General features: G+C 68.4%; 20 protein-coding genes. All 20 read right to left on the bottom strand.

Features of this window, described 5'->3' with window-relative positions:
* Positions 1–327 precede the first annotated feature (327 nt).
* Positions 328–633, bottom strand: coding sequence for an SHOCT domain-containing protein (locus tag B1818_RS11990; RefSeq protein ID WP_078112865.1), 306 nt, complete (start codon positions 631–633; stop codon positions 328–330).
* Positions 634–643: 10 nt separating this feature from the next.
* Positions 644–1102 (bottom strand): DUF6325 family protein, encoded by a 459-nt coding sequence (locus B1818_RS11985; protein WP_058251776.1) that lies wholly within the window; start codon positions 1100–1102, stop codon positions 644–646.
* A gap of 52 nt (positions 1103–1154) precedes the next feature.
* Positions 1155–2984 (bottom strand): long-chain fatty acid--CoA ligase, encoded by a 1830-nt coding sequence (locus B1818_RS11980; RefSeq protein ID WP_078112864.1) that lies wholly within the window; start codon positions 2982–2984, stop codon positions 1155–1157.
* Positions 2985–3092: 108 nt separating this feature from the next.
* On the bottom strand, positions 3093–5078 hold the full coding sequence (locus B1818_RS11975) for an ABC transporter ATP-binding protein/permease (protein ID WP_078112863.1): 1986 nt from the start codon (positions 5076–5078) through the stop codon (positions 3093–3095).
* A gap of 221 nt (positions 5079–5299) precedes the next feature.
* Positions 5300–5809, bottom strand: coding sequence for a hypothetical protein (locus B1818_RS11970; RefSeq protein ID WP_249145343.1), 510 nt, complete (start codon positions 5807–5809; stop codon positions 5300–5302).
* 25 nt (positions 5810–5834) lie between these two features.
* Positions 5835–6713 carry an acyl-CoA thioesterase II gene (locus B1818_RS11965; protein WP_065632354.1) on the bottom strand — a complete coding sequence of 293 codons (879 nt, stop codon included), beginning with the start codon at positions 6711–6713 and terminating at the stop codon, positions 5835–5837.
* A gap of 64 nt (positions 6714–6777) precedes the next feature.
* Entirely contained in the window at positions 6778–8202 is a 1425-nt protein-coding gene (pyk, locus tag B1818_RS11960; protein WP_065632353.1) for a pyruvate kinase, read from the bottom strand.
* Positions 8203–8376: 174 nt separating this feature from the next.
* Positions 8377–9882: a glutamate synthase subunit beta gene (locus B1818_RS11955; protein WP_078112862.1), complete on the bottom strand. Its 1506-nt coding sequence runs from the start codon at positions 9880–9882 to the stop codon at positions 8377–8379.
* Complete coding sequence (gltB, locus tag B1818_RS11950; protein WP_078112861.1) at positions 9875–14446, bottom strand: glutamate synthase large subunit; 4572 nt, start codon at positions 14444–14446, stop codon at positions 9875–9877. Before gltB ends, B1818_RS11955 begins: the two co-directional genes overlap by 8 nt.
* A gap of 273 nt (positions 14447–14719) precedes the next feature.
* Positions 14720–16324 (bottom strand): prolipoprotein diacylglyceryl transferase, encoded by a 1605-nt coding sequence (gene lgt, locus B1818_RS11945; protein WP_078112860.1) that lies wholly within the window; start codon positions 16322–16324, stop codon positions 14720–14722.
* 78 nt (positions 16325–16402) lie between these two features.
* Positions 16403–17212, bottom strand: a complete 810-nt coding sequence (gene trpA, locus B1818_RS11940; protein WP_058251767.1) for a tryptophan synthase subunit alpha — start codon at positions 17210–17212, stop codon at positions 16403–16405.
* A complete protein-coding gene (trpB, locus tag B1818_RS11935; RefSeq protein WP_058251766.1) occupies positions 17209–18555 on the bottom strand; it encodes a tryptophan synthase subunit beta in 1347 nt (448 codons plus the stop codon). Before trpB ends, trpA begins: the two co-directional genes overlap by 4 nt.
* Positions 18556–18617: 62 nt before the next feature.
* Positions 18618–19436: an indole-3-glycerol phosphate synthase TrpC gene (gene trpC / locus B1818_RS11930; RefSeq protein WP_058251765.1), complete on the bottom strand. Its 819-nt coding sequence runs from the start codon at positions 19434–19436 to the stop codon at positions 18618–18620.
* Between the two features lie 158 nt (positions 19437–19594).
* A complete protein-coding gene (locus B1818_RS11925; protein ID WP_058251764.1) occupies positions 19595–20389 on the bottom strand; it encodes a TIGR02234 family membrane protein in 795 nt (264 codons plus the stop codon).
* Positions 20386–21960 carry an anthranilate synthase component I gene (locus B1818_RS11920; protein ID WP_058251763.1) on the bottom strand — a complete coding sequence of 525 codons (1575 nt, stop codon included), beginning with the start codon at positions 21958–21960 and terminating at the stop codon, positions 20386–20388. Before B1818_RS11920 ends, B1818_RS11925 begins: the two co-directional genes overlap by 4 nt.
* The gene (locus tag B1818_RS11915) at positions 21957–22136 is read right to left on the bottom strand and encodes a tautomerase family protein (RefSeq protein WP_004021167.1); all 180 of its coding nucleotides are present in this window, start codon (positions 22134–22136) and stop codon (positions 21957–21959) included. Before B1818_RS11915 ends, B1818_RS11920 begins: the two co-directional genes overlap by 4 nt.
* Positions 22137–22209: 73 nt before the next feature.
* Positions 22210–22611 carry a phosphoribosyl-AMP cyclohydrolase gene (gene hisI / locus B1818_RS11910; RefSeq protein WP_058251762.1) on the bottom strand — a complete coding sequence of 134 codons (402 nt, stop codon included), beginning with the start codon at positions 22609–22611 and terminating at the stop codon, positions 22210–22212.
* A 40-nt stretch (positions 22612–22651) separates the two neighbouring features.
* Positions 22652–23425 carry an imidazole glycerol phosphate synthase subunit HisF gene (gene hisF / locus B1818_RS11905; protein WP_058251761.1) on the bottom strand — a complete coding sequence of 258 codons (774 nt, stop codon included), beginning with the start codon at positions 23423–23425 and terminating at the stop codon, positions 22652–22654.
* Positions 23422–24288, bottom strand: coding sequence for an inositol monophosphatase family protein (locus B1818_RS11900; RefSeq protein WP_068970344.1), 867 nt, complete (start codon positions 24286–24288; stop codon positions 23422–23424). The genes hisF and B1818_RS11900 overlap by 4 nt, the downstream gene beginning before the upstream one ends.
* Entirely contained in the window at positions 24288–25031 is a 744-nt protein-coding gene (gene priA, locus B1818_RS11895) for a bifunctional 1-(5-phosphoribosyl)-5-((5-phosphoribosylamino)methylideneamino)imidazole-4-carboxamide isomerase/phosphoribosylanthranilate isomerase PriA (RefSeq protein WP_058251759.1), read from the bottom strand. Before priA ends, B1818_RS11900 begins: the two co-directional genes overlap by 1 nt.
* Positions 25032–25099 lie beyond the last annotated feature (68 nt).

Raw genomic sequence — 25099 nt, 5'->3', positions numbered from 1 at the left:
ACCACACGCCCACAACACAATCAGACGATCACGCGCCCCAACCCACCCCACCTGAAACCCTTCCACGGATTCAGGCTGAGGTGCGAGGAGCGTAAGCGACGCCCCCTCCGCTCCCTGAGGTGCGAGGAGCGCAAGCGACGCCCCCTCTGCTCCCTGAGGTGCGAGCGAAGCGAGCCACGAAGGGTCTCGCAGACGCCTCACCAGGCCCTTCGTGGCTCGTCGCTATCGCTCCTCGCACCTCAGGGAGCAGGGGGGTCGACTCCCTCGCACCTCAGGGTCCGGGGGTTATGCGGTTCTTTCGGATCAGGGAGCAGGGCGGAGCGGCGATCAGGTCCCGAGGATCTTCGCTTTCTGCGCGGCGAACTCGGCTTCGGTGAGAATGCCCTGCTGGTACAGGGCTCCGAGCTCCTTCAGCGCCGAGATCGTGTCCGTCGGACTCGATGCGGGCGCTTGCGGCTGAGGTGGCTGGGCGTACTGGGGTTGTACGTACTGCTGTTGCGGCTGTGGGTCCTGGGCGGCGGCACCCTGCTGGGCCCACCGGCTCGCCTGGCGCCGGGACACCCGATTGCTCACCGCTGTCGCGGTTCCGGAGATGACAGCGGTGCGTGCGACACCGCGGAGAAGTCCTGGCATGTCGGTCCTTTCAGGATTCGATTCGGTTGTCGGCGGCATCGAGCTGCTCCAGTAACGCGTCCACCGGAATCCGGCCCGATGCGACGAGCTGTCCACCGCCGTTACGGACGGCTGTGGCGAACGGCGCGGCCCAGGCGTTCTCCCAGACGACAACGGCCGCACTGGAGCCCGGGTCGATGATCGCGGCTGCCTCCGCGAGATCGGAATCGTCGAGCAACGAGGTCGCCGCGCCGTCGAAGATCGCGAAATCAGCGCCGAGCGAGTTGATCTCGAGCCGGGCGACCGTACCGTCGGCGTCCTTGGTGATGAAGACGATGTCGATCAGTCGCACGATCCCGCGGTCGATCAGATCGATGAGGTGTGGAAGTGCCTCACCGGTCGGCTGCTTGCCCGTCCACTCGACCACGATGTAGTCGATGGGTCCGAGTTCGCGGTCAGCCGTCTGGTCGACACCTGCTTGGTCGTCCAATTCCTTCTCCCTGTCTCGTGCCGGCGATGTGACCGTCTGCAACGAGCCCCGGTCACGACCTCAGATCCACCACCGAACGTCCCGGTTGCGCCTCGTACAGTTCGCCGATCTCACTGGCGTACTTGGTCGCAATCGGCTTGCGGCGCAACTTCATCGTGGGGGTGAGCTCGTCGCCGCCGGGATCCCAGGCAGTCGGCACGATGGTAAATCGTTTGACCTGCTCCACGCGGGACAGTGACCGATTTCCGGCACGGATTGCCACCGCCACCTCGTCCACCACATCGGGGTGCGAGGACAACTCGGTCAGGTCGGCACCGGACAGGTCGAGTCGCTTGGCTCGCGCGGCCGCCGCATCCGGGTCGAGAACCACGAGCGCGGACACATAGGGCCGGCCGTCGCCGATCGCCGCGACCTGACCGATCAGCGACGACGCCGCCTTCATCGCGTTCTCGATGTTGTTGGGCGACATGTTCTTCCCGGACTCGTTGATCATCAGTTCCTTCTTGCGGTCGACGATGGTCACGTTGCCGTCACCGTCGATCGTCGCGATGTCACCGGTCGACAGCCAGCCGTCGGCATCGATCGTCTCGGCCGTCTTGTCGGGCTGTTTGCGGTAACCGCGCATCACGACCGGTCCGCGGACGAGGAGCTCTCCGTCGTCGGCCAGTCGCACCTCCATGCCGCGCACCGGTTTGCCGACGGTGCCGATCCGGAGGTTGTCGCTGGTCGTCATCGTCGAGACGCCAGTCGTCTCCGACATCCCCCAGACCTCGAGAACCGGAATACCGAGTCCCAGGAAGAACTTCAGCACCTCCGGTGGGATCGCGGCCGCACCCGATCCGGCGAAGGAGACCTGATCGAGGCCCAGCGCGGAACGGACCTTGTGCAGCACAAGGCGATCGGCGAGACCGTGTGTGAGACCGCCGGAGCCCTTGCCGTCGATCTGGGCCTGCGCCGCCGAGGCCCCGGCGCGGAACGCCCAGTCGGCGAGCGCCTTCTTGACCGGGCTGGACTCCTCGGCGAGCTTCGCCTCGATCCCCGCTCGGATCTTCTGCCACACCCGCGGCACCCCGAAGAAGAACGTCGGGTGCACGTCGGGAAGGGCCGCGGCGATCTCCCGGGGATCAGGCACCGTGGTGATCTGGATGCCGCGCATCATGTTCGCGGCGTGGGAGGAGACCCGGTCGGCGATGTGCGCTGCCGGTAGATACGAGATGGCCCGGTCGTCGAAGCCCGCCTGAACGATCTCGGCGAGCGCCGTCATCTCGGCGACGATGTTGCGATGGGTGATCTCGACGCCCTTCGGCGGGCCGGTGGTGCCCGAGGTGTAGATCAGGGTCGCGAGGTCCTCGGGTTCCACCGCCTGCCACGTCGCGGTGAAGTCGAATCCGGCCGGCGGCGGGGACTGTTCGAGATCGGCCAGCGACAACGCGCCCGTCGCGACGCCGTCGACGACGATCCTGGTGGACACCCCGGTCGCCGCGGCGGTGATCGCGGGCAGGAACACCTGCTCGGTGACGACGACGGAGTTCTCCGCGTTGCCGAAGAGGTACTCGATCTGTTGGGGCGAACTGGTGTTGTAGATCGAGAAGGGAACCGCGCCGAGGTGCAGCGCCGCGGCGTCGACGAGGTGGAACTCGGGGCGGTTCGTCAGCATGATCCCGACGGTGTCACCGCGCTTGACCCCCAGGGCCGCGAGCCCACCGGCGATGGCTTCGACGCGCGCGGCGTACTCCGCCCACGTGATCTCCTGCAGCCCGCCGACCGTACGGATGGCGACGGCGTCGGGCCGTACGGTGACCGTCTGCTGGAACGCGGCGGGCAGTGTCGCCACTGCGACACCGGTCTGATGGGGGAACGTGATGGTCTCTGCAGCGGTCATGACAGTCCTCGACTGGCCGGAGTGATGTGTTGCACGTCACATTAGCCAGTCCGGGCGTGTGTCACGGCCGGTTCCGGTGAATGGTGAACGGTTGACAAAAACCCCAGATCAGGACGGTTTGTCGAGCGAAGGACGCTCGGTCAGCGACTCGAGATTCCAGGCGCCGCCACCGGTCAGTTCGAGCAGGTCGGTGTGATGCTGGTCGGTGGTGCTCCGGTGACTCACCGACACCAGGATCGTCTCCGGCAGCTCCGTGCGGATGAGCGAGTACAGCGAGTACTCCAGCCCCTCGTCCACGGCCGAGGTCGCCTCGTCCATGAACACGGCCTGCGGCCGGGTCAACAGGATGCGCGCGAAGGCGACGCGCTGCTGCTCGCCCGGGGAGAGCACCTTGACCCAGTCCTCCTCGTCGTGGAGCCGGTCGACCAGATGCGGGAGGAAGACCTTCTCGAGCGCCGCCTTGATGGCCTCGTCGCCGACGTCGTCGGGCAGTGCCGGGTAGGCGACCGCCGTGCGCAGATCCCCCAGCGGGATATAGGGCATCTGCGACAGGAACAGGGTGTGCTCTCCCGGCGGTCGGGTGAACTCGCCGTCGATGAAGGGCCACAGTCCGGCGAGGCCGCGGAGCAGTGTCGTCTTGCCCGAGCCCGACCGCCCTTTGACGACGAGAGCGGCCCCGGGTACCAGGGAGAGGTTGAGCCCGCTGATGAGTTCGTCGCCGCTCGGGGTCTTCACGTCGACGTCCGAGAGGGCAACGGCGCGTTCCCGATCCACGGTCGTGACCTGGGCCATGGTCCGCGACCGTGCATCGGCGTCGGCGAGACCGTCGAGACGGATGATCGACGCGCGAAGAGCGGTGAAATCGTCGTAGGCGTTCCGGAAGAACGAGAGTGCGTCGTGCATCTCGCCGAAGGCGCGGGCGGTCTGCGTCATGTCACCGAGCTTGATCTGACCGTCGAAGAACCGCGGTGCCTGCACGAGAAGTGGGAACACCACCGCGAGCTGCGACGCGCTGAAGTTCCATCCGACGAACGCCAGCTGCACATGGATGATCTGCCAGAAGTTCTTCACGACCGCACGGAATCGAGTCATCAGGTTGTTGTGTTCGACGCGCTCGCCGCTGTAGAAGGCGACGTTCTCCGCGCTGTCACGGACGCGGACGAGTGCGTAGCGGAAGTTCGCGGTGAGGCGTTCGCGCCAGAAGTTCAGTCGGATCAGCGGGCGTCCGATGGCGAACGCGACCACGCTGGCGACGAGAACGTAGACCAGGACCAGCCACATCATCATGCGCGGGATCTCGACCCCGAACAGCGTGACCGGCCCGGACAGGTCCCAGAGCACGACCGAGAACGACACGATGGACGCACACGCCGGGAGCACACCGTTCGTCGAGACCCCACCGCCGCCCCAGAACAACGACGAGCCGACGGTGGCGATGTTGGTGATGTCGGCCTCGATACGCTGGTCCGGGTTGTCGACCCCGGGGTGGATGTCGACGGCCCGTCGCTGCGGATCCGACTTACCGCGCCCGAATCGTCTGCGCCGTAACAGTCCCGCGCTGAGGTCGACGAACCGGTTGCGGTAGAAGGCACGGCCGGACATCCAGTCGGCGGTCGCCCCTTCGGTCAGCCAGTAGCGGAGCCGGATCTCGAAAGCCGCACCGACATAGATCTCGACCATGGTGCGGACGACGTGAGTGGCGGCGAGGATGCCGAAGATCGTAATCGAGTGCCAGAACGCGTCTTTGCCGATCTGGAGCATCTCCGCCCCCTGTGGCCCGCCCGTCGCGATGCCCTCGGCCGCGGTCTGCAGAGACGTGTACAGGTCGTTGCTCCAGTAGCTGAACAGGACGCTCAGCCGCACACCGAGCAACGAGAGCAGGGTGAGGACGACGACCAGCGCCCACGCCCAGACCCGAGTTCTCGGGTCGGTGAAGAACCCCCCGATCACCCGCCACAGCGGGCCGCCCCACCGGCTGAACCGCGACAGCAGGTAGCCGATCACCAGGATGGCCACGGCCGAGATCGCGAACGCGATCGCCAACCACTCCAGACTGGCCCACACCTCGTTGCCCCAGTCGATGCTGTACTCCACGCACACTCCTCGCGTCGGATGGCCCGGCGGCGGGCATCACGGTCGACAAACCCCGGTCGATCGCAGCGAGGACCCCGTCGCCACAACGGGTCCGGGCCTCAACGATGATCCGGCGCAGTTTAACCCGGCGTTCACCCGGTGTCCGGGCAACCGCGTCGACGGAGCGCCGACCGGTCGCCGGGAGCGCGGAATGTCGGTTTTGCCGAGCGGTTCTGGTGACGTCAGCCCAGCGGGCGCAGCACCGCACCCTGCTGGAGCGCCGCGGTCGAGACCGACTCCGAGAAGCGACCGTCGGCATCGCCGACGCTGACGAGATAGCCCGCGTCGGTGTACTCCACGCCGCTCACCTCGAAAGTGAGTTGGCACCCGTCGTCGCCGCGGAGGAACACCGACAGCGTGGTGGTCGCCACATCGCCACCGGCCGCGTCGTAGAGGACGACCGGTGCGCCGCGGGCGAGGGTGCCGCCCCCGGGCAGGGTGGCGACCTCGGTCAGACAATCCGCAACGACCCCGCCCTTGGCGGTGAACGTGGGCGCGGTCAGGAGTCCGGCGACGACCGCGACGCCCACGATGACCGCGAAGACGATCATCGCGGCGGCGGTCGCGACGATGACCGGGACCCGCGTGCGCCGCTGCCATGTCCGGCGCGGCAGCGGCGGGCCGGGGTCCAGCCACATCTCGGGTGCGGGGCCGTACCCCGGGGTCATCGACCCGCCCGTGCCGCGATCCATCAGCTTCCCCTGCAGACCCGTGCGGTCACTTCTTGGGCGGGAAGTACTTGATGAGCGCTTCTTGCACGACCGACGTCGCGAGAGTGCCGTCGCGCATCCAGAACCGGCCCGATCCCATCCCGCGTGACCCGGTGGCAACCGGTGACCGCGTGGCGTACAGCAGCCAGTCGTCGAACCGGAACTCGCGGTGGAACCACATCGAGTGATTGACGGTCGCGGCGAACAACCGGTCCATGCCCCAGGAGAGGCCGTGGGTGGTGATGATCGAGTCCAGTACCGTGGTGTCGGAGGCGTAACACATTGCGGCGACGTGCATCACGGGGTCGTCGGGCATCGTGCCGTCGGCCTTCATCCACACCCGGTTGTCGGTCAGCTTCTCCCCCGCCTCCTTCGCCTTCCAGCTCGGATCGTTCGCGAAACGGATGTCGATGGGGTGCAACGCATTCACGAAGGCCGCGATACGGTCCTCGTAGCCCTTGAAATGCTCACCGAGAGTGGGTAATTCCTCCGGATAGGGCACCTGGGGGATCTCCACCGCGTGCTCGAGCCCAGAAGTGTTGTCCTGGAACGCGACCAGCATCGTGAAGATCTCTTCGCCGTCCTGCTTGGCAGTCACCTGACGATTGGCGAACGACCTGCCGTCGCGGAACCGGTCGACGTGGTACTCCAACGGTTTGGTGACATCACCGCCACGGATGAAGTGCGCGTGCAGCGCGTGGATCGGCGGGTTGCCCCGACTCAGACTCCGGGCCGCCGCGACGACCCCCTGGCCGAGCAACTGACCGCCGAACGTCCGGGCGGTGACCTGCTCGGGATGGTGCCCGATGAACAGGTCGTCACCCTGACGTTCGACGTCGAGCAATGCGAGCAGCTTGCCGAGATCCCCGGCCTGGTCCACGGTCATGCCTCACACCCTAGAACCCGGACGCGGCTGCGTCGTGCACCGGCCCGAGCAGGAGCGGACGCGGTCAGTGGTCCTGCTCGCCGATCCGGTGCACGTGGATCAGGTTGGTCGAACCCACCGTCCCGGGCGGGGCCCCGGCCACGATCACCACGACGTCACCCTCACTGAGGCGCCCGATACGCAGCAGCTGATGGTCGACCTGGTCGATCATGTGGTCGGTCGTGTCCACGTGGTCGACGATGAACGTCTCGGTTCCCCAGCTCAACGCGAGCTGGCTGCGGACAGCCTGGGTCGGCGTGAACGCCAGCAACGGGAGGCGCGAGTGCAGACGGGCCAGTCGACGCACGGTGTCCCCGGATTGGGTGAACGCGACCAGCGCCTTCACCTCGAGGCGCTCGCCGATGTCGCGGGCCGCGTAGGAGATGACACCGCGCTTGGTACGGGGCACGTGGGACAGCGGCGGCACGTCGCGGGGGCCGGTCTCGACCGCCCGGCAGATCCGGTCCATGGTCCGCACCGTCTCGAGCGGGTACTTGCCCACCGACGTCTCGCCGGACAGCATGACCGCGTCGGCACCGTCGAGCACCGCGTTCGCAACATCGGAGGCCTCGGCCCGGGTCGGCCGCGAGTTCTCGATCATCGAGTCGAGCATCTGCGTCGCCACGATCACCGGCTTCGCGTTCTCGCGGGCCATCTGGATGGCCCGCTTCTGGACGAGCGGGACCTCTTCGAGCGGGAGTTCGACGCCCAGGTCACCACGGGCGACCATGATCGCGTCGAAGGCCAGCACGATGGCCTCGAGGTTCTCGATCGCCTCGGGCTTCTCGAGCTTCGCGATGACCGGCACCCGGCGGCCGACGCGGTCCATCACCTCGTGGACCAGTTCGATGTCGGACGGGCTGCGCACGAAGGAGAGCGCCACCATGTCCACGCCCAGTTCGAGGGCGAATTCGAGGTCTGCGATGTCCTTCTCCGACATCGCCGGCACCGAGACACTCATCCCGGGCAGCGACAGCCCTTTGTTGTTGCTGACCGGGCCGCCCTCGGTCACGGTGCAGAGCACGTCGTTGCCCTCGACCGCGGACACGGCGAGGCCGACCTTGCCGTCGTCGACGAGCAGGCGGTCGCCGGGGCTCGCGTCCTCGGCGAGCTGCTTGTAGGTGGTCGAGACGCGGTCGTGGTCGCCCACGACGTCGTCGACGGTGATGCGCACCTGCTCGCCGGTCTCCCAGACGGTCGAGCCGTCACAACCGTCGAAACGGCCGAGCCGGATCTTGGGGCCCTGTAGGTCGGCGAGGACGCCGACGGCTTTCTCCGTGGTGTCCGAGGCCTTGCGGACGCGCGCATAGACGGCCGCATGGTCCTCATGCGTGCCGTGGCTGAAGTTCATCCGGGCCACGTCCATGCCGCTTTCGACGAGCTCTTTCAGTCGCTCGTCGCTCGCGGTGGCGGGGCCCAGGGTGCAGACGATTTTGGTTCGGCGTGTCACAAGAACACCTTAGTCCCGTCCATGGTCCATCTCCATGTCGCCGACGACATGTCACCGGCCCGCCACCGGCTGTTACCGCTGGTGGCGAGCCGCTACCGCCGAGTATGAAATTTACTTAACTTGTTGCGGCCGCGTGTGTTCGACCGAGCCCGTCGGGTGGCGACGAGGGCCTGCTCAGCGCACCGACAGGGGCAGGGACGCCGGACGGACCGGAGACGGGAGGTCGGACTCGCCGACCAGGAACTCGTCGACCGCACGCGCGGTCGAGCGACCCTCCGCGATCGCCCACACCACCAACGACGCGCCGCGGTGGGCGTCACCGCAGACGAACACGCCCGGGGCGTCGGTCTGCCAGTCGCTCCCGCAGGAGATCACGCCGCGCCGGTTCGGCTCGATCTCGAGATCGGTCAGCAGCGTCCCACCCCGTACCCCGGCGAACCCGATCGCGAACAGGGCCAGCTCGCAGGGGATCTCGAATTCCTCACTCACCGGCGTGATCTCGCGGCGACCGTCGGCGTCGCGCGTCACCTCGACCTCGGCGAGCACCATCGTCGTGACGTTGCCGTCCTCGTCACCCTCGAATCGCTGCACCGCGACCTGGTGCAACCGTTCGCCGCCTTCGTCGTGTGCGCTCGAGGTCCGCATGATCAACGGCCATGTCGGCCACGGCGACCGTTCGTCGTCGCGCTGCCCGGGCAGTTCCGGGTTGTAGTCGAGTTGCACGACCGAGGCCGCGCCCTGACGGTGCGCCGTACCCAGGCAGTCGGCTCCCGTGTCACCACCGCCGATGATCACCACGTGCTTGCCCGCGGCGGTGATGGGTGACGGCCCGTCGCCCTCGCACTCCTTGTTGGCGGGCACGAGATGCTCCATGGCGAGGTGGATGCCGTTCAGCTCCCGCCCCGGCACCGGGTTGTCGCGTGCCTCCATCGCACCGATGGCCAGGACCACCGCGTCGTGCTTCGCATGTAGATCAGCCACGGACAGGTCGGCCCCCACGTCGCAGTTGGTGACGAAGGTCGTTCCCTCCGCCCGCATCTGGGCGATACGCCGGTCGATGTCGGACTTCTGCAGCTTGTACTCCGGGATGCCGTAGCGCAGCAACCCGCCGAGACGGTCGTCGCGCTCGTAGACGGTGACGTCGTGACCGGCCCGGGTGAGCTGCTGTGCCGCAGCCAGTCCCGCGGGTCCCGAGCCGACGACCCCGACCGACTTGCCGGTCGTGGACTCGGGCGGCTCGGGCCCGATGATGCCTTCGGCCCACGACTCGTAGGCGATGGTCTTCTCGATGCGCTTGATGGTCACGCTGCCGCCGGTCGCCGGTTCGGAGATCGACAGCACGCAGGCGGACTCGCACGGCGCCGGGCACACCATCCCGGTGAACTCCGGGAAGTTGTTGGTCGCGTGCAGCCTGCTGCTCGCGGCATCCCACCGGCCGCGCCGGACGAGGTCGTTCCACTCCGGGATGAGATTGCCCAGTGGGCAACCCGCGGTTCCGGAGTGACAGAACGGGATACCGCAGTCCATACACCGGCGGGCCTGTCCGCTGACCTCGTCGAGAACCTTGATCGGATTGTCGGCGTGTTCGTAGACATCGTCCCAGTCCTGGACGCGTTCGGCGACCGGACGGTACTTAGCCTCTTTCTTCGGGACCTCCAGGAACCCGCGCGGGTCAGCCACGTGCCGCCTCCATGATCGCTGAATCGACGTCGCGCCCTTCGGCTTCGGCCATCCGGGCCGCGTCGAGGACACGCTTGTAATCGGTGGGCATCACCTTGGTGAACGCCAGGCAGCGTCGAGGCCAGTCGGCCAGTATCGACGCGCCGATCGCGGAACCGGTCAATTCCGTGTGCGTGGCGATGGTGTGCTTGAGCCAGGCGAGGTCCTCCGGGTCAGGACGCAGGAGTTCGACCATGGCCATGTTGACCTTCGCGGGATCGAGGTCGTGGACGAACGCGATACCACCCGACATGCCGGCCGCGAGATTGCGTCCCGTCGGTCCGAGGACGACCACCCGGCCACCGGTCATGTACTCGCAGGCGTGGTCGCCCACTCCTTCGACGACCGCCGTCGCACCCGAGTTGCGTACCGAGAAGCGTTCGCCCACTCGGCCTCTGAGGTACACCTCACCGGAGGTCGCCCCGTAGAGGATCGTGTTGCCGGCGATCACCTGGTCCTCGGCGACGAACAGCGAGTCGGGATTCGGCGTGACGACGATCTTGCCGCCGCACAGCCCCTTTCCGACGTAGTCGTTGGTGTCACCGGTCAACCGGATCGTCACGCCCGGCGGCAGGAAGGCTCCGAGCGACTGCCCGGCCGAACCCTCGAGCCTGACCGTGATCGTGTCCTCGGCGAGGCCGTCGGCCCCGTACCGCCGGGTCACCTCCGAACCGAGCAGGGTGCCGACCGTCCGGTTCACGTTGCGCACCGGCAACTCCAGGGTCACCGGGTGTGCGTCCTCGAGTGCACCCTCGGCGAGCTGGATCAGCGTCTGGTCCAGCGCGCGCTCGAGGCCGTGTTCCTGGCCCCGCACCCGACGACTCGGACCCTTGTCCTCGACCTTGCGGAAGATCGGGCTGAGGTCGAGCCCCTTGGACTTCCAGTGCGCGACCGCGGCGTCGGTGTGCAGACGCTGAGACTGCCCGATGGCGTCGTCGAGCGTGCGATAACCCAACTGCGCCAGATACTTCCGGACGTCCTCGGCGATGAAGCGGAAGAAGTTGACCAGATGGTCGACCTGACCGGTGAAGCGGGACCGCAACAGCGGGTTCTGGGTGGCGACGCCGACCGGGCACGTGTCGAGGTGACAGACGCGCATCATGATGCACCCGGCGACGATCAGCGGCGCGGTCGAGAACCCGTATTCCTCGGCGCCCAGCAAGGCCGCGGTGATGACATCGCGCCCGGTGCGCAGCGCCCCGTCGCACTGCACCGTGATGCGGTCGCGCAGGCCGTTCAACATCAGCGTCTGCTGGGCGTCGGCGAGGCCGATCTCCCACGGCGTGCCGGCGTGTTTGAGCGAGGTGAGCGGCGACGCGCCGGTGCCGCCGTCGTGCCCGGAGATGAGGACGACGTCGGCGTGCGCCTTCGACACTCCGGTCGCGACCGTCCCCACGCCCACCGCACTGACCAGCTTCACGTGGATGCGTGCCTGCGAGTTCGCGTTCTTCAGGTCGTGGATCAGCTGGGCTAGGTCCTCGATCGAGTAGATGTCGTGGTGCGGCGGCGGCGAGATCAGCGCGACACCCGGCGTCGAATGCCGGGTCTTCGCGATCCACGGATACACCTTGTAGGCCGGGAGCTGGCCGCCCTCACCGGGTTTGGCACCCTGCGCCATCTTGATCTGAATGTCGGTGGCGTTGATGAGGTAGTCGCTGGTCACGCCGAACCGGCCCGACGCGACCTGCTTGACCGCGCTGCGGCGTTCCGGATCGTACAGACGCTCCACGTCCTCGCCGCCCTCCCCGGAGTTCGAGCGGCCGCCGATCCGGTTCATGGCCATCGCGATGGTCTCGTGGGCCTCCGCGGAGATCGAGCCGTAACTCATCGCGCCGGTGTTGAAGCGCTTCATGATGTCCTCGACCGGCTCCACCTCGTCGAGCGGGATCGGTTCGCGCGCATCGAGATCGAAGTCGAACAGTCCGCGCAGGGTGCCGCCCTCACGCGAGAGCCGGTCGACCTCGTCGGAGTACTGCTGGAAGATCTCGGCCCGGCCGGTCTTGGTGGCGTGCTGCAGCAGGAAGATGGTCTCGGGCGAGAACAGGTGCAATTCGCCCTCGCGGCGGTACTGGTACTCGCCGCCGACCTCGAGCCGACGGTAGACCTGTTCGGTGGGGTTCTCCGGGAAGGCCCGGTGGTGGCGGATGCGCACCTCCTCGGCCAGTTCGTCGAGTCCGACGCCCTCGATCCGCGACACCGTACGGGTGAAGTACTCGCGCACCACCTCCGACGACAATCCCACGGCCTCGAAAGCCTGTGCCGCGGTGTAGGAGCTGATGGTCGAGATGCCCATCTTGCTCATCACCTTCAACACGCCCTTGCCGAGCGCCTCCAGATAGTTGCCGATCGCCTTGGCCCGGGTCACCCCGGTCAGCTCACCCTCGGCGATCAGGTCTTCGATGGTCTCGAGCGCCAGGTAGGGATTGACCGCGGCCGCCCCGAAACCGATCAGGGTGGCGATGTGGTGGACCTCGCGGGCATCGCCGGACTCCACCACCAGCGCGACCCGCGTCCGCTCCTTGGTGCGGACCAGGTGGTGGTGCACCGCCGAGGTGGCCAGCAGCGACGGGATGGGCGCGTGCTCGGCGTCGGTGAGCCGGTCGGAGATCACGAGCGTCGTGTGCCCCTCGGCGATCGCCTGACTGGCGCGCAGCCGGAGGTCCTCGAGCGCCGCGGCGAGACCCGCACCGCCCTCGGACACCTCGTAGAGCGCCCGGAGCACCTTCGCCGACAGACCGGGATTGTCCCCGTCGTCGTTGATGTGGACGAGTTTGGCCAGCTCGGCGTTGTCCAGCACCGGCCAGTGCACCATGATCTGGCGGCACGACGCCGCGGTCGGCCGCAGCAGGTTCTGCTCCGGGCCCATCACGCGGCTCATCGACGTGACGATCTCCTCGCGGATCGCATCCAGCGGCGGATTCGTGACCTGGGCGAACAGCTCGACGAAGTAGTCGTAGAGCAGCCGCGAACGCTGCGACAGCACGGCGACCGGGGTGTCGGTGCCCATCGATCCGAGGGGTTCGTAGCCCGACGCCGCCATCGGGGTCAGGAGTACGCGCAGATCCTCCTCGGTGTAACCGAAGGAGATCTGCCGGCGGACGACGGTGTCGTGGTTGGGCTGGAAGACCGGCCGGTCCGGGAGCGTCGCGATGTCGAGCAATCCGGCGTGCAACCACTCGTCGTACGCCTCGGCGTTCATGAGCTCGCCCTTGAGTTCCTCGTCCGGGATGATCCGGCCCTGCTCGGTGTCGACGAGGAACATGCGGCCGGGTTCGAGCCGGCCCTTGCTGATCACGTCGTCGACCGGGACGTCGAGCACACCGGACTCGGAGGCGAGGATGACCCGGCCGTCGCGTGTCTGCCACCACCGGCCCGGGCGCAGTCCGTTGCGGTCGAGGACCGCGCCGACGACCGTGCCGTCGGTGAACGTGACGCACGCGGGACCGTCCCAGGCCTCCATGATCGAGGAGTTGAACTGCAGGAACGCCCGACGACGGGGATCCATGTCGGGCACGTTCTCCCACGCCTCGGGCACCATCATCATCACCGCGTGGTGGACGTCCCGACCGCCGAGGTGCAGGAGCTCGAGGACCTCGTCGAGCGACGCCGAGTCGGAGGCCTCGGGCGTGCAGATCGGGAACGCGCGCTTGAGATCGCCGGGGATGAGGTCGGTCTCGAGGAGCGCCTCGCGGGCACGCATCCGGTTCCGGTTGCCGCGCACGGTGTTGATCTCGCCGTTGTGCGCCACGAACCGAAAGGGGTGCGCGAGCGGCCACGACGGGAAGGTGTTGGTGGAGAACCGGGAGTGCACGATGGCGATCGCACTGAGGCAGCGATCATCTCGCAGATCCTCGTAGTACAGCGGGAGCTGCATCGTGGTGAGCATGCCCTTGTAGACCATCGTTCGACTCGACAGCGATGGGAAGTACAGCCCGGTGCCGGCTTCGTCGATCTCCAGTGTCACCCGTTCGGCCTGCTTGCGGAACGGGTAGATGAAGCGGTCGAGAGCGAGCCCGGCGATGCGGTCGGCGCCAGGCGCCGGGTCGACGGTGACGAACAGCTGCATCATGTACGGCATGCACGCGACGGCCGTTCCGCCGACGTCGGCGTGTTCGTGGTCGACGGGGAGGTCCCGCCAGCCGAGTACGGTGATGCCCTCGTCGGCGGCGAGGGCCTCGACCCGTTCGATCGCCGCGCGGCGGAGATCGGGGTCCATGGGCAGGAAGCACGTTCCCGCGGCGTAGCTGTTCGATCCGTCCGCGGCGGGCTCGGGAAGGTCGAAGTCGACGGTGTCGCGCAGCAACTCGTCGGGGAGTTGGATCAGAATTCCCGCGCCGTCACCGCTGTTGGTCTCCGCCCCGGCCGCACCGCGATGCTCGAGGTTCTCCAGCGCCAGCAACCCGTCGGCGACGATCGAATGCGAACGGCGACCGTGGATGTCGGTGACCATGGCCACACCACACGAATCGACCTCGGCCTCCGGGTCGTACAGACCCTGCTTGGCCGGCAGCGCAGAAAACAGCATCACTACCTCCACTCGAACCGAGAACCGGCTCGCTGCTGAGTGTCCAATGGGACAGCACTGGCCCGTGGAGCATTGCGCGGCGTACGAATGACCGTGCCGAGATCGGTACCGGGCTGAGTCAGAACCGTTGAGCGCTCACGTGCTCTGGAACGGTCGGTACCGGGCGGAGGGATCGCGCACCGTGAGATCCGATCCTATCCGAACACCCGGGGAGGCGTCGTCACCCGCGACCTGTGACCCTGCCGACGGATCAGCGCGTGGCAGGACCGAACGTCAGGACTTGTCTGCGTCAGACGAACCGGCACCGGCACCCGGTGTGGTGTCGGTGGGGGTGTCCGTCGGGATGTCGGTATCCGACTCCTCAGCGGGATCGGCGGTGTCGGTGACCGCGTCGGCCTCAGGGTCTGCGGAGTCCACGGTCTCGTCGGCAGCCGGTTCGTCCCCCGGCGACGTCGCCGTCTCCGGCTGAGCGGGCGTTCCGGCCTCGGTACCGGCCTCGGTCGCCGAGGTCGTCTCCTCGTCGGCCCCGAGCTCGTCCGCGGGCGCGACCGCTTCGTCTGTCGGAGTCTCGGGATCCGAGGTGGTGTCCGACTCGGCCTCGTCGAGCGCTTCGCCGGCCGGCTCGTCGACTGGCTCCTCGTCACCGGCCTCGACGGTGTCCTCGCCTGGCTCGACCGGACCGTCGGCAACCGGCTCCACGTCGGTCGTCGAGTCCGTGTCCGGTTCGGCGCCCGGTTCCGCATCGCTGCCCGCGGTCACGGGGTGTGCGGCCGCAACCGGGTCATCCGTGCCGGCGGTGTCGTCGGTGGACGGCTTCCCCGCCGTGCCCGCCTTCCGACCATGGTCGTCGGAATCGAACAGGGATGATCCCGCCGCACCCGTCGCCACCCCGGCGGCGGCCGCCGGACTCGGGTCCGGTTCGATGTCCTCGTCGTACCAGTCGTCGACGTATCCGGCGACACCCTGCTCCGCGAGCTCCGCGGCACGGTCGTCGTGATACATCTCCAGTCCCTGTTCGCGTCCCTTGGGCGCGACCACGAAGTAGACGACGGCGGCGAGGAACACCAACGCCGCGGTGAAGAGGTTCGGTCGGATGCCCGCGATGTCGTTGGCGACGGCCGCGCGGTCGTCGCGCAGCAACTCGATGAAGAACCGGCCCAGGCAGTAGCCTGCGACGTAGAGCGCGAACAACCGGCCGTGCCCGATGCGGAAGTACCGGTCGACGACCACCAGGAGCACGACGATGAGCACGTTCCACAGCAGCTCGTAGAGGAAGGTCGGATGGACCACCGCGACCACGACGCCGTTGGACACGCCGTCGATCAGTCCGGGGTCGGAGTACCCGGCGGCGTTCTCGCGTTCGTAGATCTCCAGGCCCCACGGGAGTGTGGTCTCGCGTCCGTAGAGCTCCTGGTTGAAGTAGTTGCCGAGGCGACCGATCGCCTGTGCCAACAGGATCGGCGGCGCGATGGCGTCGCCGAAGGCGGGCAGGCGGATGCCGCGCCGACGAGCGCCGATCCACGCGCCCACCGCACCGAGCGCGACCGCGCCCCAGATACCGAGTCCGCCGTCCCAGATCTTCAGTGCGTCGATCGGTTCCTTCAGCGCATCAGCACCGAAGTACGTCTTCCAATCGGTGATGAGATGGTAGAGCCGGCCACCGATGAGGCCGAACGGGACCGCCCAGATCGCGACGTCGAGAACTTCGCCGTCCTGGCCACCGCGGGCCATCCATCGGCGGTTGCCCCACCAGACCGCGACGATGATGCCGACGATGATGCACAACGCATACGCGCGTAGCGGGAAGGGTCCGATCTCCCAGACGCCCTGAGGCGGACTCGGGAGGTAGGCGAGCATCGTCGAGGTCGGCGCGATCACGCTGTCACCCTAGCCGACCGGATGGGACGTTCGACCTGTCGACCGGGACCCGCCGAGTCGATCACGAGAGCGTCCGCTTCAGACAGACGCCCGACGCGAGCGGACCCCTTCGGCCAGTTCGCAGACGAGCGAGGCCAACCGGTCCTGGCCCGCGTTCGCGGCGGTCACCAGCGCCGAACCCACGATGACTCCATCTGCGTACGAGGCGATCTGGGCCGCCTGCTCACGGTTGCGAACGCCGAGCCCGACGCCGATCGGGATGTCGGAGTACTCGCGAACCCGCGCGCACAGCTCGGGAGCCATGTCCGACACGGCATCTCGCGCACCGGTGACACCCATCGTGGATGCCGCGTAGACGAAACCCCGGGATGCATCGACGGTGAGGGCGATCCGCTCGGTCGTCGACGACGGAGCGACGAGGTAGATGCGGTCGAGCCCGTGCCGGTCCGCCGCCTCGTGCCACTCCGCGCCCTCTTCGGGGATCAGGTTCGGGGTGATGAGTCCGGCACCGCCGGCCGCCGCCAGATCGCGGGCGAAGTTCTCGACGCCGTACTTGAGAACGGGGTTCCAGTAGCTCATGACCACCGCGTTACCGCCGGCGGAAGTGATGGCCTCGACGGCGGTGAACACGTCACGGACACGCACACCGTTGGTCAGTGCCTGGTCGGCGGCGTCCTGGATGGTCGGGCCGTCCATCACCGGGTCGGAGTAGGGCACGCCGACCTCGATGATGTCGCAACCGGCGTCGACCATCGTCCGGAACGAGGTCAGCGACTCGTCAACGGTCGGGAAACCGACCGGGAGGTAACCGATCAGTGCACTGCGACCCTCGTCCCGGCAGCGGGCGAACACGGGGCCGAGCTTCGACGGGATCGACTGTGTACTCATGCCTGCTCTCCGGGCTTTTGGACGTCCGACGATTCCGACAGGGTGGCCTCGTCCTGGGACGGCGGGGCGTCGAACAGCCCGAACCAGCGGGCGGCGGTGTCCACGTCCTTGTCGCCGCGACCGGAGAGACTCACGACGATGATCGCGCCCTCCCCCAGTTCCTGCCCGAGCTTCAGGGCGCCGGCGACCGCATGGGCCGACTCGACCGCGGGGATGATGCCCTCGCGGCGGCTGAGCAACGCGAGGGCGTCCATCGCCTCGGTGTCGGTGATCGGCCGGTACTCCGCCCGTCCGGTGTCCTTGAGATAGGCGTGTTCAGGCCCGACCCCCGGGTAGTCCAGGCCGGCCGAGATCGAATGGGATTCGATGGTCTGACCGTCGTCATCCTGAAGCAGATAGGAGTACGCACCCTGGAATGCTCCGGGTGTCCCACCGGTGAAAGTCGCTGCGTGGCGGCCGGTCTCGACGCCGTCGCCGGCGGCTTCGAAGCCGACGAGCCGGACGCCCTCGTCGTCGATGAACGGGTGGAAGATGCCGATCGCGTTGGAACCCCCGCCGACGCAGGCGGTCACCGCGTCGGGCAGGCGTCCGGCCTTCTCCAGGATCTGCACGCGCGCCTCGAGCCCGACGATGCGCTGCAGATCGCGAACCATGACCGGGAACGGGTGCGGCCCGGCAGCCGTGCCGAAGCAGTAATACGTGTTGTGCGCGTTGGTGACCCAGTCACGCATGGCCTCGTTGATCGCATCCTTCAGTGTCGCCGAACCGTTGTCGACCGCGATCACCTCGGCACCGAGGAGTCGCATGCGGGCGACGTTGAGCGCCTGGCGATCCGTGTCGACCCGGCCCATGTAGATCACACACTCGAGGCCGAGGAGCGCGCACGCGGTCGCGGTGGCGACCCCGTGCTGACCGGCGCCGGTCTCGGCGATGACGCGGTGCTTGCCCATCCGCTGGGCCAGGAGTGCCTGTCCGAGAACGTTGTTGATCTTGTGCGAACCGGTGTGGTTGAGATCCTCGCGCTTGAGGAAGATCCGCGCCCCGCCGGCGTGCTCGGACAGGCGCTTCGCCTCGTACAGCGGAGACGGGCGGCCGGCGTAGTCGCGCTGCAGGCGGTCCAGTTCGGCGAGGAAATCGTCGTCGGCGCGGACCTTCTGGAAGGTCGTGGTCACCTCGTCGATGACGGCCATCAGGGCCTCGGGTACATGGCGCCCGCCGTAGACACCGAAGTGCCCGTGCTCGTCGGGTTCGATCGAGGTACGAGTGGTGAGCCCGACGCTCGCGGTGGGCAGCGGAGTCGCCTCGGCGGCGTCGGTGCGGACGGAATCAGGATGAGCGGTCACTTCAACTCACAGACGATCGGGCCGACAGGCTCACACGGACCGATGCCGGCCCGGACACTTTGTCAGCGAACAGGTTTCGGGCACGACGGGTGTGTGCCCGCGGTGACGAGCTCACGGACCGCGGCACTCGGGTCGCCACTGGTGACGAGACCTTCGCCGACGAGTACCGCATCGGCGCCGGCACCGGCGTAGGCCAGCAGATCGGCGGTGCCGCGCACACCCGACTCGGCGATCCGGATGGTCTCCGTGGGCAGACCGGGTGCGATGCGCGAGAAGGTGTCCCGCTCCACCTGCAGGGTCTTGAGGTTGCGTGCGTTCACGCCGACGACCGAGGCGCCGGCTTCGAGGGCGCGGCTGGCCTCCTCCTCGGTGTGTACCTCGACGAGCGCGGTCATGCCCAGGCTCTCGGTGCGGTCGAGAAGTGAGGCGAGCACGTTCTGCTCGAGGGCGGCGACGATCAACAGGATGACGTCGGCGCCATGGGCGCGGGCCTCATGGATCTGGTACGTGCCGACGATGAAGTCCTTGCGCAGCACCGGGATGTCGACCGCGGCGCGGACGGCGTCGAGGTCGGCGAGCGAGCCGCGGAACCGGCGTTCCTCGGTGAGCACGCTGATGATGCGCGCGCCGCCGTCTTCGTACGCGCGGGCGAGTTCGGCGGGGTCCCCGATGCTGGCGAGTTCGCCTTTCGACGGACTGGCGCGCTTCACCTCGGCGATGACACCGATTCCGGGCTGACGCAGGGCGGCCAGCGCATCCTTGGGGGCGGGAGCCTTGGCGGAGGCCGCTTTGACCGAGGCGAAGTCGACGACGGCCTCACGTGCCGCGACGTCGGCTTTCACTCCCTCGATGATCGATTCGAGAACGTTGGGCACGCTCACAGCGACTTGCTCCCTTCTCCCTCGACGTGTGTTCTCAGGGTAGACGGGCCGTTCGGGCCGGTTGCGTCCGGGTTGGCCGATCAGCGACCTCATCGCGCTGATGCGTCCATCGTCGGAGTCTGCGACCGGGCGTCGCCGACCCGTCATCGGCTTGCGGTTCAGCGACGGTCGGGGTCGGTCGGGTCGATGCCGGTGTCGAGCGCGTCCCACATCATCCGCTCGTTCGCTCCGGGCGGCGTCGGATCCGCCGCCGGGCCGGGGTCGTCCGCCCGACCGCTCGTTCCGGGCTTCGCAGAGCCGGATCGGGTCGCATTGGGCTCCGTGACCGCGGCCTCGTTCTGCTCGGCGGCCTTACGACGCTCGTAGTCGGCGAAGATCTCGGTCTCGATCTCCTCGCGGCGAGCGGCCGGAGTGGTGTATTTCGACGATCGGGTGGCCCCCTTCGCAACGCGCAGCAGCATGACCGCTGCACCCACCGCACACACGGTGCCGGCGAGCACGACCACCGCGGCGAGGGGGTTGGTGTCGACGAAGAGCACGATGTAGCGATCGGGGATGCTGCCCGCCTCGGCGGCGTACGCAGAGTCGGTGCCCCCGGTGATCAGCGAGATCGCCGGGAAAGCGGCCAGGAGCCCGCCGACGGCGACCAGGATCGCGACGACTCGGAGGGCCCAGCCACGCACTGACAGCGCCGCGAGTATGCCCGCCAAGTAGACCAGCGCGAGCGGCGTGAGCCAGGGACTCCAGTCCCCGCCGTTGACCTCGAACGCGCGCTGCGGGGACAACCCGTCCTCGGCGGAGACGGTGGCCCAGGTCAGCCGGCTCGCACCCCAGAAGGCCGCTGCGGCCGCCGCCATCAGCAGTGCCGCGACGACCTGTCGGCGCCGGACGGACTTGCGGCGGATGGCCTCTACGTCAGGACCTGCCGCGGCTCCGGATTCGTCAGAGGTCATGAGTTCTCACCCACCCGTCGCATCGTCGAGGCGGCCGCGACCGCGTTGAGCACCGCGGTGGCCTTGTTACGCGCCTCGTTGTACTCGTACTCGGGCTCGCTGTCGGCGACCACGCCGCCGCCGGCCTGCACGAACGCCTTGCCGCGTGCGAGCAGCGCGGTGCGGATCGCGATGGCGGTGTCGGCGTTGCCGGCGAAGTCGATATAGCCCACGATCCCGCCGTACAGACCCCGGCGGGTCATCTCGTGTTCGTCGATGAGTTCCATCGCCCGCACCTTCGGGGCCCCGGTGAGCGTTCCGGCCGGGAAACAGGCCGTCACGGCGTCGAGGGCGTGCTTGTCGTCGCGGAGGGTCCCCGACACGGTCGAGACGAGATGCATGACGTGGCTGTAGCGCTCGATGTGCCGGTAGTCGCTGACCTTGACCGTGCCGGGCACGCACACGCGGCCGAGGTCGTTGCGGCCGAGGTCGACCAGCATCAGGTGTTCGGCGTTCTCCTTCTCGTCCTCGATCAGCCCCTTGCCGAGCAGCTGGTCTTCTTCCTCGGTCGCGCCGCGCCAGCGGGTGCCGGCGATCGGGTGCGTGGTCGCCACCCCGTCGGCCACGGTGACCAGTGCCTCGGGGCTGCTGCCGACGATGGTGAACGGCTTGCGCGCGATCGCGTCGGGCGAGCCGGTGTCGCTGTGCTCCTCGGTGCCGGGCATCCGCAGCAGATACATGTACGGACTCGGATTGGACGCGCGCAGCACGCGATAGACGTCGAGCGGGTCGGCGTCGGAGTCCATCTCGAAGCGCATCGACGGCACGACCTGGAAGGCCTCGCCGGCCTCGATCTCGCCGACGAGATCGGTGACGATCTCGCTGTACTCCGCGAGCGATCGCTGCGCGGCGAACTCCGGCCGCGGGCGGTCGAAGGTCGACACCGTCGACGGCGCGGGTGCGGCGAGCGCTTCGGTCATCCGGTCCAGCCGGTCGAGTGCGTCGGCGTAGGCGTCCTCGACCCGCTCGTCGGAGCCGTCCCAGTTGACCGCGTTGGCGATGAGCGTGATCGTGCCCTCATGATGGTCGACCGCGGCGAGGTCGGTGGCCAGCACCATCATCATGTCCGGGAGGCCCAGATCGTCGACCGTGGTCTCGGGCAGACGCTCGAGCCGGCGGACCATGTCGTAGGCCATGAAGCCGACGAATCCGCCGGTCAGCGGCGGCATCCCGGGGAGCGGGTCGGTCTGCAGGAGGCGCAATGACTCCGCGAGGACCTCGAGCGCGTCGCCGCCCTCGGGTGCGCCGACGGGCACCGACCCCCACCAGTGCGCCTGTCCGTCGACGACGGTCAGGGCCGACGGTGCGCCCGCGCCGATGAACGACCATCGGGACCAGGACCGCCCGTTCTCGGCGGACTCCAGCAGGAAGGTCCCCGGACGGTCGCCCGCGAGTTTGCGATAGGCCGACAGCGGCGTCTCGGAGTCGGCGAGGACCTTACGCGTCACCGGTACGACGCGGTGATCGCGCGCGAGGTCGAGGAACTCGGCGAGAGTCGTGGTGTCGGCGGCCCCGCCGGTGGTGGCGGTCATCCGAGCGGCTCGCCGCCGACGCCCCACTGATTACGCGGAACCTCCGTGATCGTCACCCAGACCGAGTCGGGGTTCTTGCCGGTTGCCTTGGCATAGGCCTCGGTGACCGCGGCAATCGTCTCGCGCTTGACGCGATCCGACAGTCCCGGCGTCTGCGAGATCTGGATGAGGGGCATGGACGCACCGCCTTTCGAAGGTCTCGAGCTGTGGCGTGTCCCGGAGTTCGCACCCGGGACTCGTGTCTCGGGTCTATTCTGCTGGGTCCGTCGAGCCCGACCCGGATTCGGCCCCGGAACCCGGCGCCGCGTCGATCCCGAACGTCAGCGACTCGGTGTCGAAACAGCTGTGGTTGCCGGTGTGGCAGGCCGCGCCCACCTGGTCGACGATCAGCAGCACGGTGTCGCCGTCGCAGTCGATGCGGGCGTCGTGCACATACTGCGTGTGCCCGCTCGTCTCCCCCTTCACCCAGTACTCCTGGCGTGACCGCGAGTAGTAGGTCCCCTTCCGGGTGGCGAGCGTGCGCTCGAGCGCGACGTCGTCCATCCAGGCGACCATCAGCACCGTCCCGGTGCTGCGTTCCTGCGCCACCGCGGTGAACAGGCCGTCGGCGTTGCGTTTGAGGCGTGCGGCGAGATCGGGATCGAGTGCCATCAGCGACCTTCCGGATCGGTGCGGGAGGGGACGCGGCGTGTCATCGGACGGTGATCCCGGCGTCGCGCATGGCCGTCTTCACCTGGGCCACGGTGAGTTCGCCGAAGTGGAAGACCGAGGCCGCGAGAACGGCGTCAGCGCCCGCCTGCACCGCCGGCGCGAAATCGTCGATGCGGCCGGCGCCGCCGCTGGCGATGACCGGCACCGACACCGCGGCGCGTACGGCAGTCAGCATGCGCAGGTCGAAGCCCTGTTTGGTGCCGTCGGCGTCCATCGAGTTGAGCAGGATCTCGCCGACACCGAGGTCCTGGCCACGGACCGCCCACTCGACCGCGTCGATCCCGGTGCCCTTACGGCCGCCGTGGGTGGTGACCTCCCAGCCCGACGGCGTGGGTTCCGCACCTTCGGGAACGGTCCGGGCGTCGACGGACAGCACGATGCACTGCGAACCGAAGCGCCGGCTCATCTCGGCGAGCACCTCCGGCCGGGCGATGGCCGCGGTGTTGACGCTGACCTTGTCGGCCCCGGCGCGCAGCATGGTGTCGACGTCGTCGACGGTCCGGATGCCCCCGCCGACGGTGAGCGGGATGAACACCTGATCGGCGGTGCGCTTCACCACGTCGATCATCGTCGAGCGCCCCGAGCTCGACGCGGTCACGTCGAGGAAGGTCAGTTCGTCCGCGCCTTCGCGGTCGTAGCGCTCGGCCAGCTCGACCGGGTCGCCGGCGTCGCGCAGGTTGGCGAAGTTGACGCCTTTGACCACGCGGCCGTCGTCGACGTCGAGGCACGGGATGACCCGGGTCGCCAGCGTCATCGTCGGGTCTCCTTCGGGGTGGTGGATTCTGGGGTGATGACGTCTGCCGTCCATTCCGGGATCGTCTCGCCGATGACACGCATCAGACCGGCGTGCACGGTCGGGGTACCGGCGACCAGCGACGGCGACGCCACGGTCCACGGACGGCCGGCGATGTCGGTCGCCACACCGCCGGCGGCCCGGACCAGCGCCGCTCCTGCCGCGTTGTCCCAGGGGTGCCGGCCGAAGGCGATCGCCCCGCCGAACACGCCGGCCGCGGTGAACGCCATGTCCACACCCGTCGACCCGGTCATCCGGATCCGGGCGGCACGCGTGCTGAGTTCGCGCAGGAGGTCGGCCCGGCGCGCGCCCGGGTAGCGGCCACCGCCGCGGGCATCGAACGGACCGAAGGCGATGGCTGCCTCGGCGAGTTCCATGTCGGGGGCCGGCGGGACGGCTACGCCGTTCAGCAGCAGCGGACCGTCGGCGTGTGCGGCGTACCGGCGTCCCACGAGCGGCAGCCAGGTCATCCCGAGCGTGGCCTCGCCGTCGACCACCAGACCGAGGAGGATCCCGGTGAGCGGCATCCCCGCGGAGTAGTTGAAGGTGCCGTCGATCGGGTCGAGCACCCACACCGGACCGTCGACGACGTCGGCGCCGCCGAATTCCTCGCCGTGGACCGGGATCTGGGTCCGGTCGGCGAGCTCGGCCCCGATGTGGCGCTCGAGGTCGAGGTCCACCTGCGTGGCGAAGTCGGTGCCGCCCTTGTTGATCGCGCTCGGCGCACCCTGACCGTCGACGAAGCGATCGACGGCGGCGTCGAGGATCGACCCGGCGGTGTCGAGCAGCCGGGGCAGGTCGAGGGTGGAGTCCGCCGCGCTCATCAGACCCCGGCGACCGCGGTCAACGCCTCCGGCAGCGTGAATCGGCCCGCATAGAGCGCCTTGCCGACGATGGCGCCCTCTACACCCTGGCCGGTGAGGCCGGCGATCGCGACCAGATCGTCGATGGCCGAGACGCCGCCCGAGGCCACGAGGGGGGCGTCGGTGGCCGCGGCGACCTCGGCGAGGAGATCGAGGTTCGGACCCTGCAGCGTGCCGTCCTTGGAGACGTCGGTGACCACGTAGCGGGCGCATCCGTCGCGATTCAACCGCTCGAGGACCTCCCAGAGATCGCCTCCGTCGGTGACCCAGCCCCGCCCGCGCAACCGGTAGGAACTGCCGTCGCGGATCACGTCCAGACCGACCGCGATGCGGTCCCCGTGCTCGGCGATCGCGCGGGCACACCACTCCGGGTTCTCCAGGGCGGCGGTACCGAGGTTCACGCGCGTGCACCCGGTGGCGAGGGCGGCGGCCAGCGAATCGTCGTCGCGGATGCCGCCGGACAGTTCGACCTTCACGTCGAGTTCACCGACCACGCCGGCCAGCAGTTCGCGATTGTCGCCGCGGCCGAACGCGGCGTCGAGGTCGACGAGATGGATCCACTCCGCACCGTCCCGCTGCCACGCCAGCGCCGCGTCGCGCGGCGAACCATACGACGTCTCGGTGCCGGCCGCGCCCTGGACCAGGCGGACCGCCTGCCCGTCGGCGACGTCGACGGCGGGAAGGAGTTCGAGGGTGCTACCCATGGGTGAATCTGTCCTGTCTGTTCTGGATCGAGCGCGGTTCTTGATCGAGCGAGTCGGCGGTGGACGTG

The organism is Gordonia sp. IITR100, assembly GCF_002009645.1.
GTDB classification, from domain to species: Bacteria; Actinomycetota; Actinomycetes; order Mycobacteriales; family Mycobacteriaceae; genus Gordonia; species Gordonia hongkongensis.
Note: the sequence above shows the minus strand (reverse complement) of the source record. Positions and strands in the feature narration are given on the sequence as shown.

Coding starts and splice junctions, on each gene's coding strand:
- priA (WP_058251759.1), bottom strand. CDS start 25,031: ATGGGTAGCACCCTCGAACTCCTTCCCGCCGTCGACGTCGCCGACGGG.
- B1818_RS11970 (WP_249145343.1), bottom strand. CDS start 5,809: ATGGATCGCGGCACGGGCGGGTCGATGACCCCGGGGTACGGCCCCGCA.
- B1818_RS11900 (WP_068970344.1), bottom strand. CDS start 24,288: ATGAGCGCGGCGGACTCCACCCTCGACCTGCCCCGGCTGCTCGACACC.
- gltB (WP_078112861.1), bottom strand. CDS start 14,446: ATGCTGTTTTCTGCGCTGCCGGCCAAGCAGGGTCTGTACGACCCGGAG.
- B1818_RS11990 (WP_078112865.1), bottom strand. CDS start 633: ATGCCAGGACTTCTCCGCGGTGTCGCACGCACCGCTGTCATCTCCGGA.
- hisI (WP_058251762.1), bottom strand. CDS start 22,611: ATGGCACTCGATCCCGATCTCGCCGCACGCCTCAAACGCAACGCCGAC.
- B1818_RS11915 (WP_004021167.1), bottom strand. CDS start 22,136: ATGCCCCTCATCCAGATCTCGCAGACGCCGGGACTGTCGGATCGCGTC.
- B1818_RS11965 (WP_065632354.1), bottom strand. CDS start 6,713: ATGACCGTGGACCAGGCCGGGGATCTCGGCAAGCTGCTCGCATTGCTC.
- hisF (WP_058251761.1), bottom strand. CDS start 23,425: ATGACGCTGGCGACCCGGGTCATCCCGTGCCTCGACGTCGACGACGGC.
- B1818_RS11925 (WP_058251764.1), bottom strand. CDS start 20,389: ATGACCTCTGACGAATCCGGAGCCGCGGCAGGTCCTGACGTAGAGGCC.
- B1818_RS11980 (WP_078112864.1), bottom strand. CDS start 2,984: ATGACCGCTGCAGAGACCATCACGTTCCCCCATCAGACCGGTGTCGCA.
- B1818_RS11920 (WP_058251763.1), bottom strand. CDS start 21,960: ATGACCGCCACCACCGGCGGGGCCGCCGACACCACGACTCTCGCCGAG.
- trpA (WP_058251767.1), bottom strand. CDS start 17,212: ATGAGTACACAGTCGATCCCGTCGAAGCTCGGCCCCGTGTTCGCCCGC.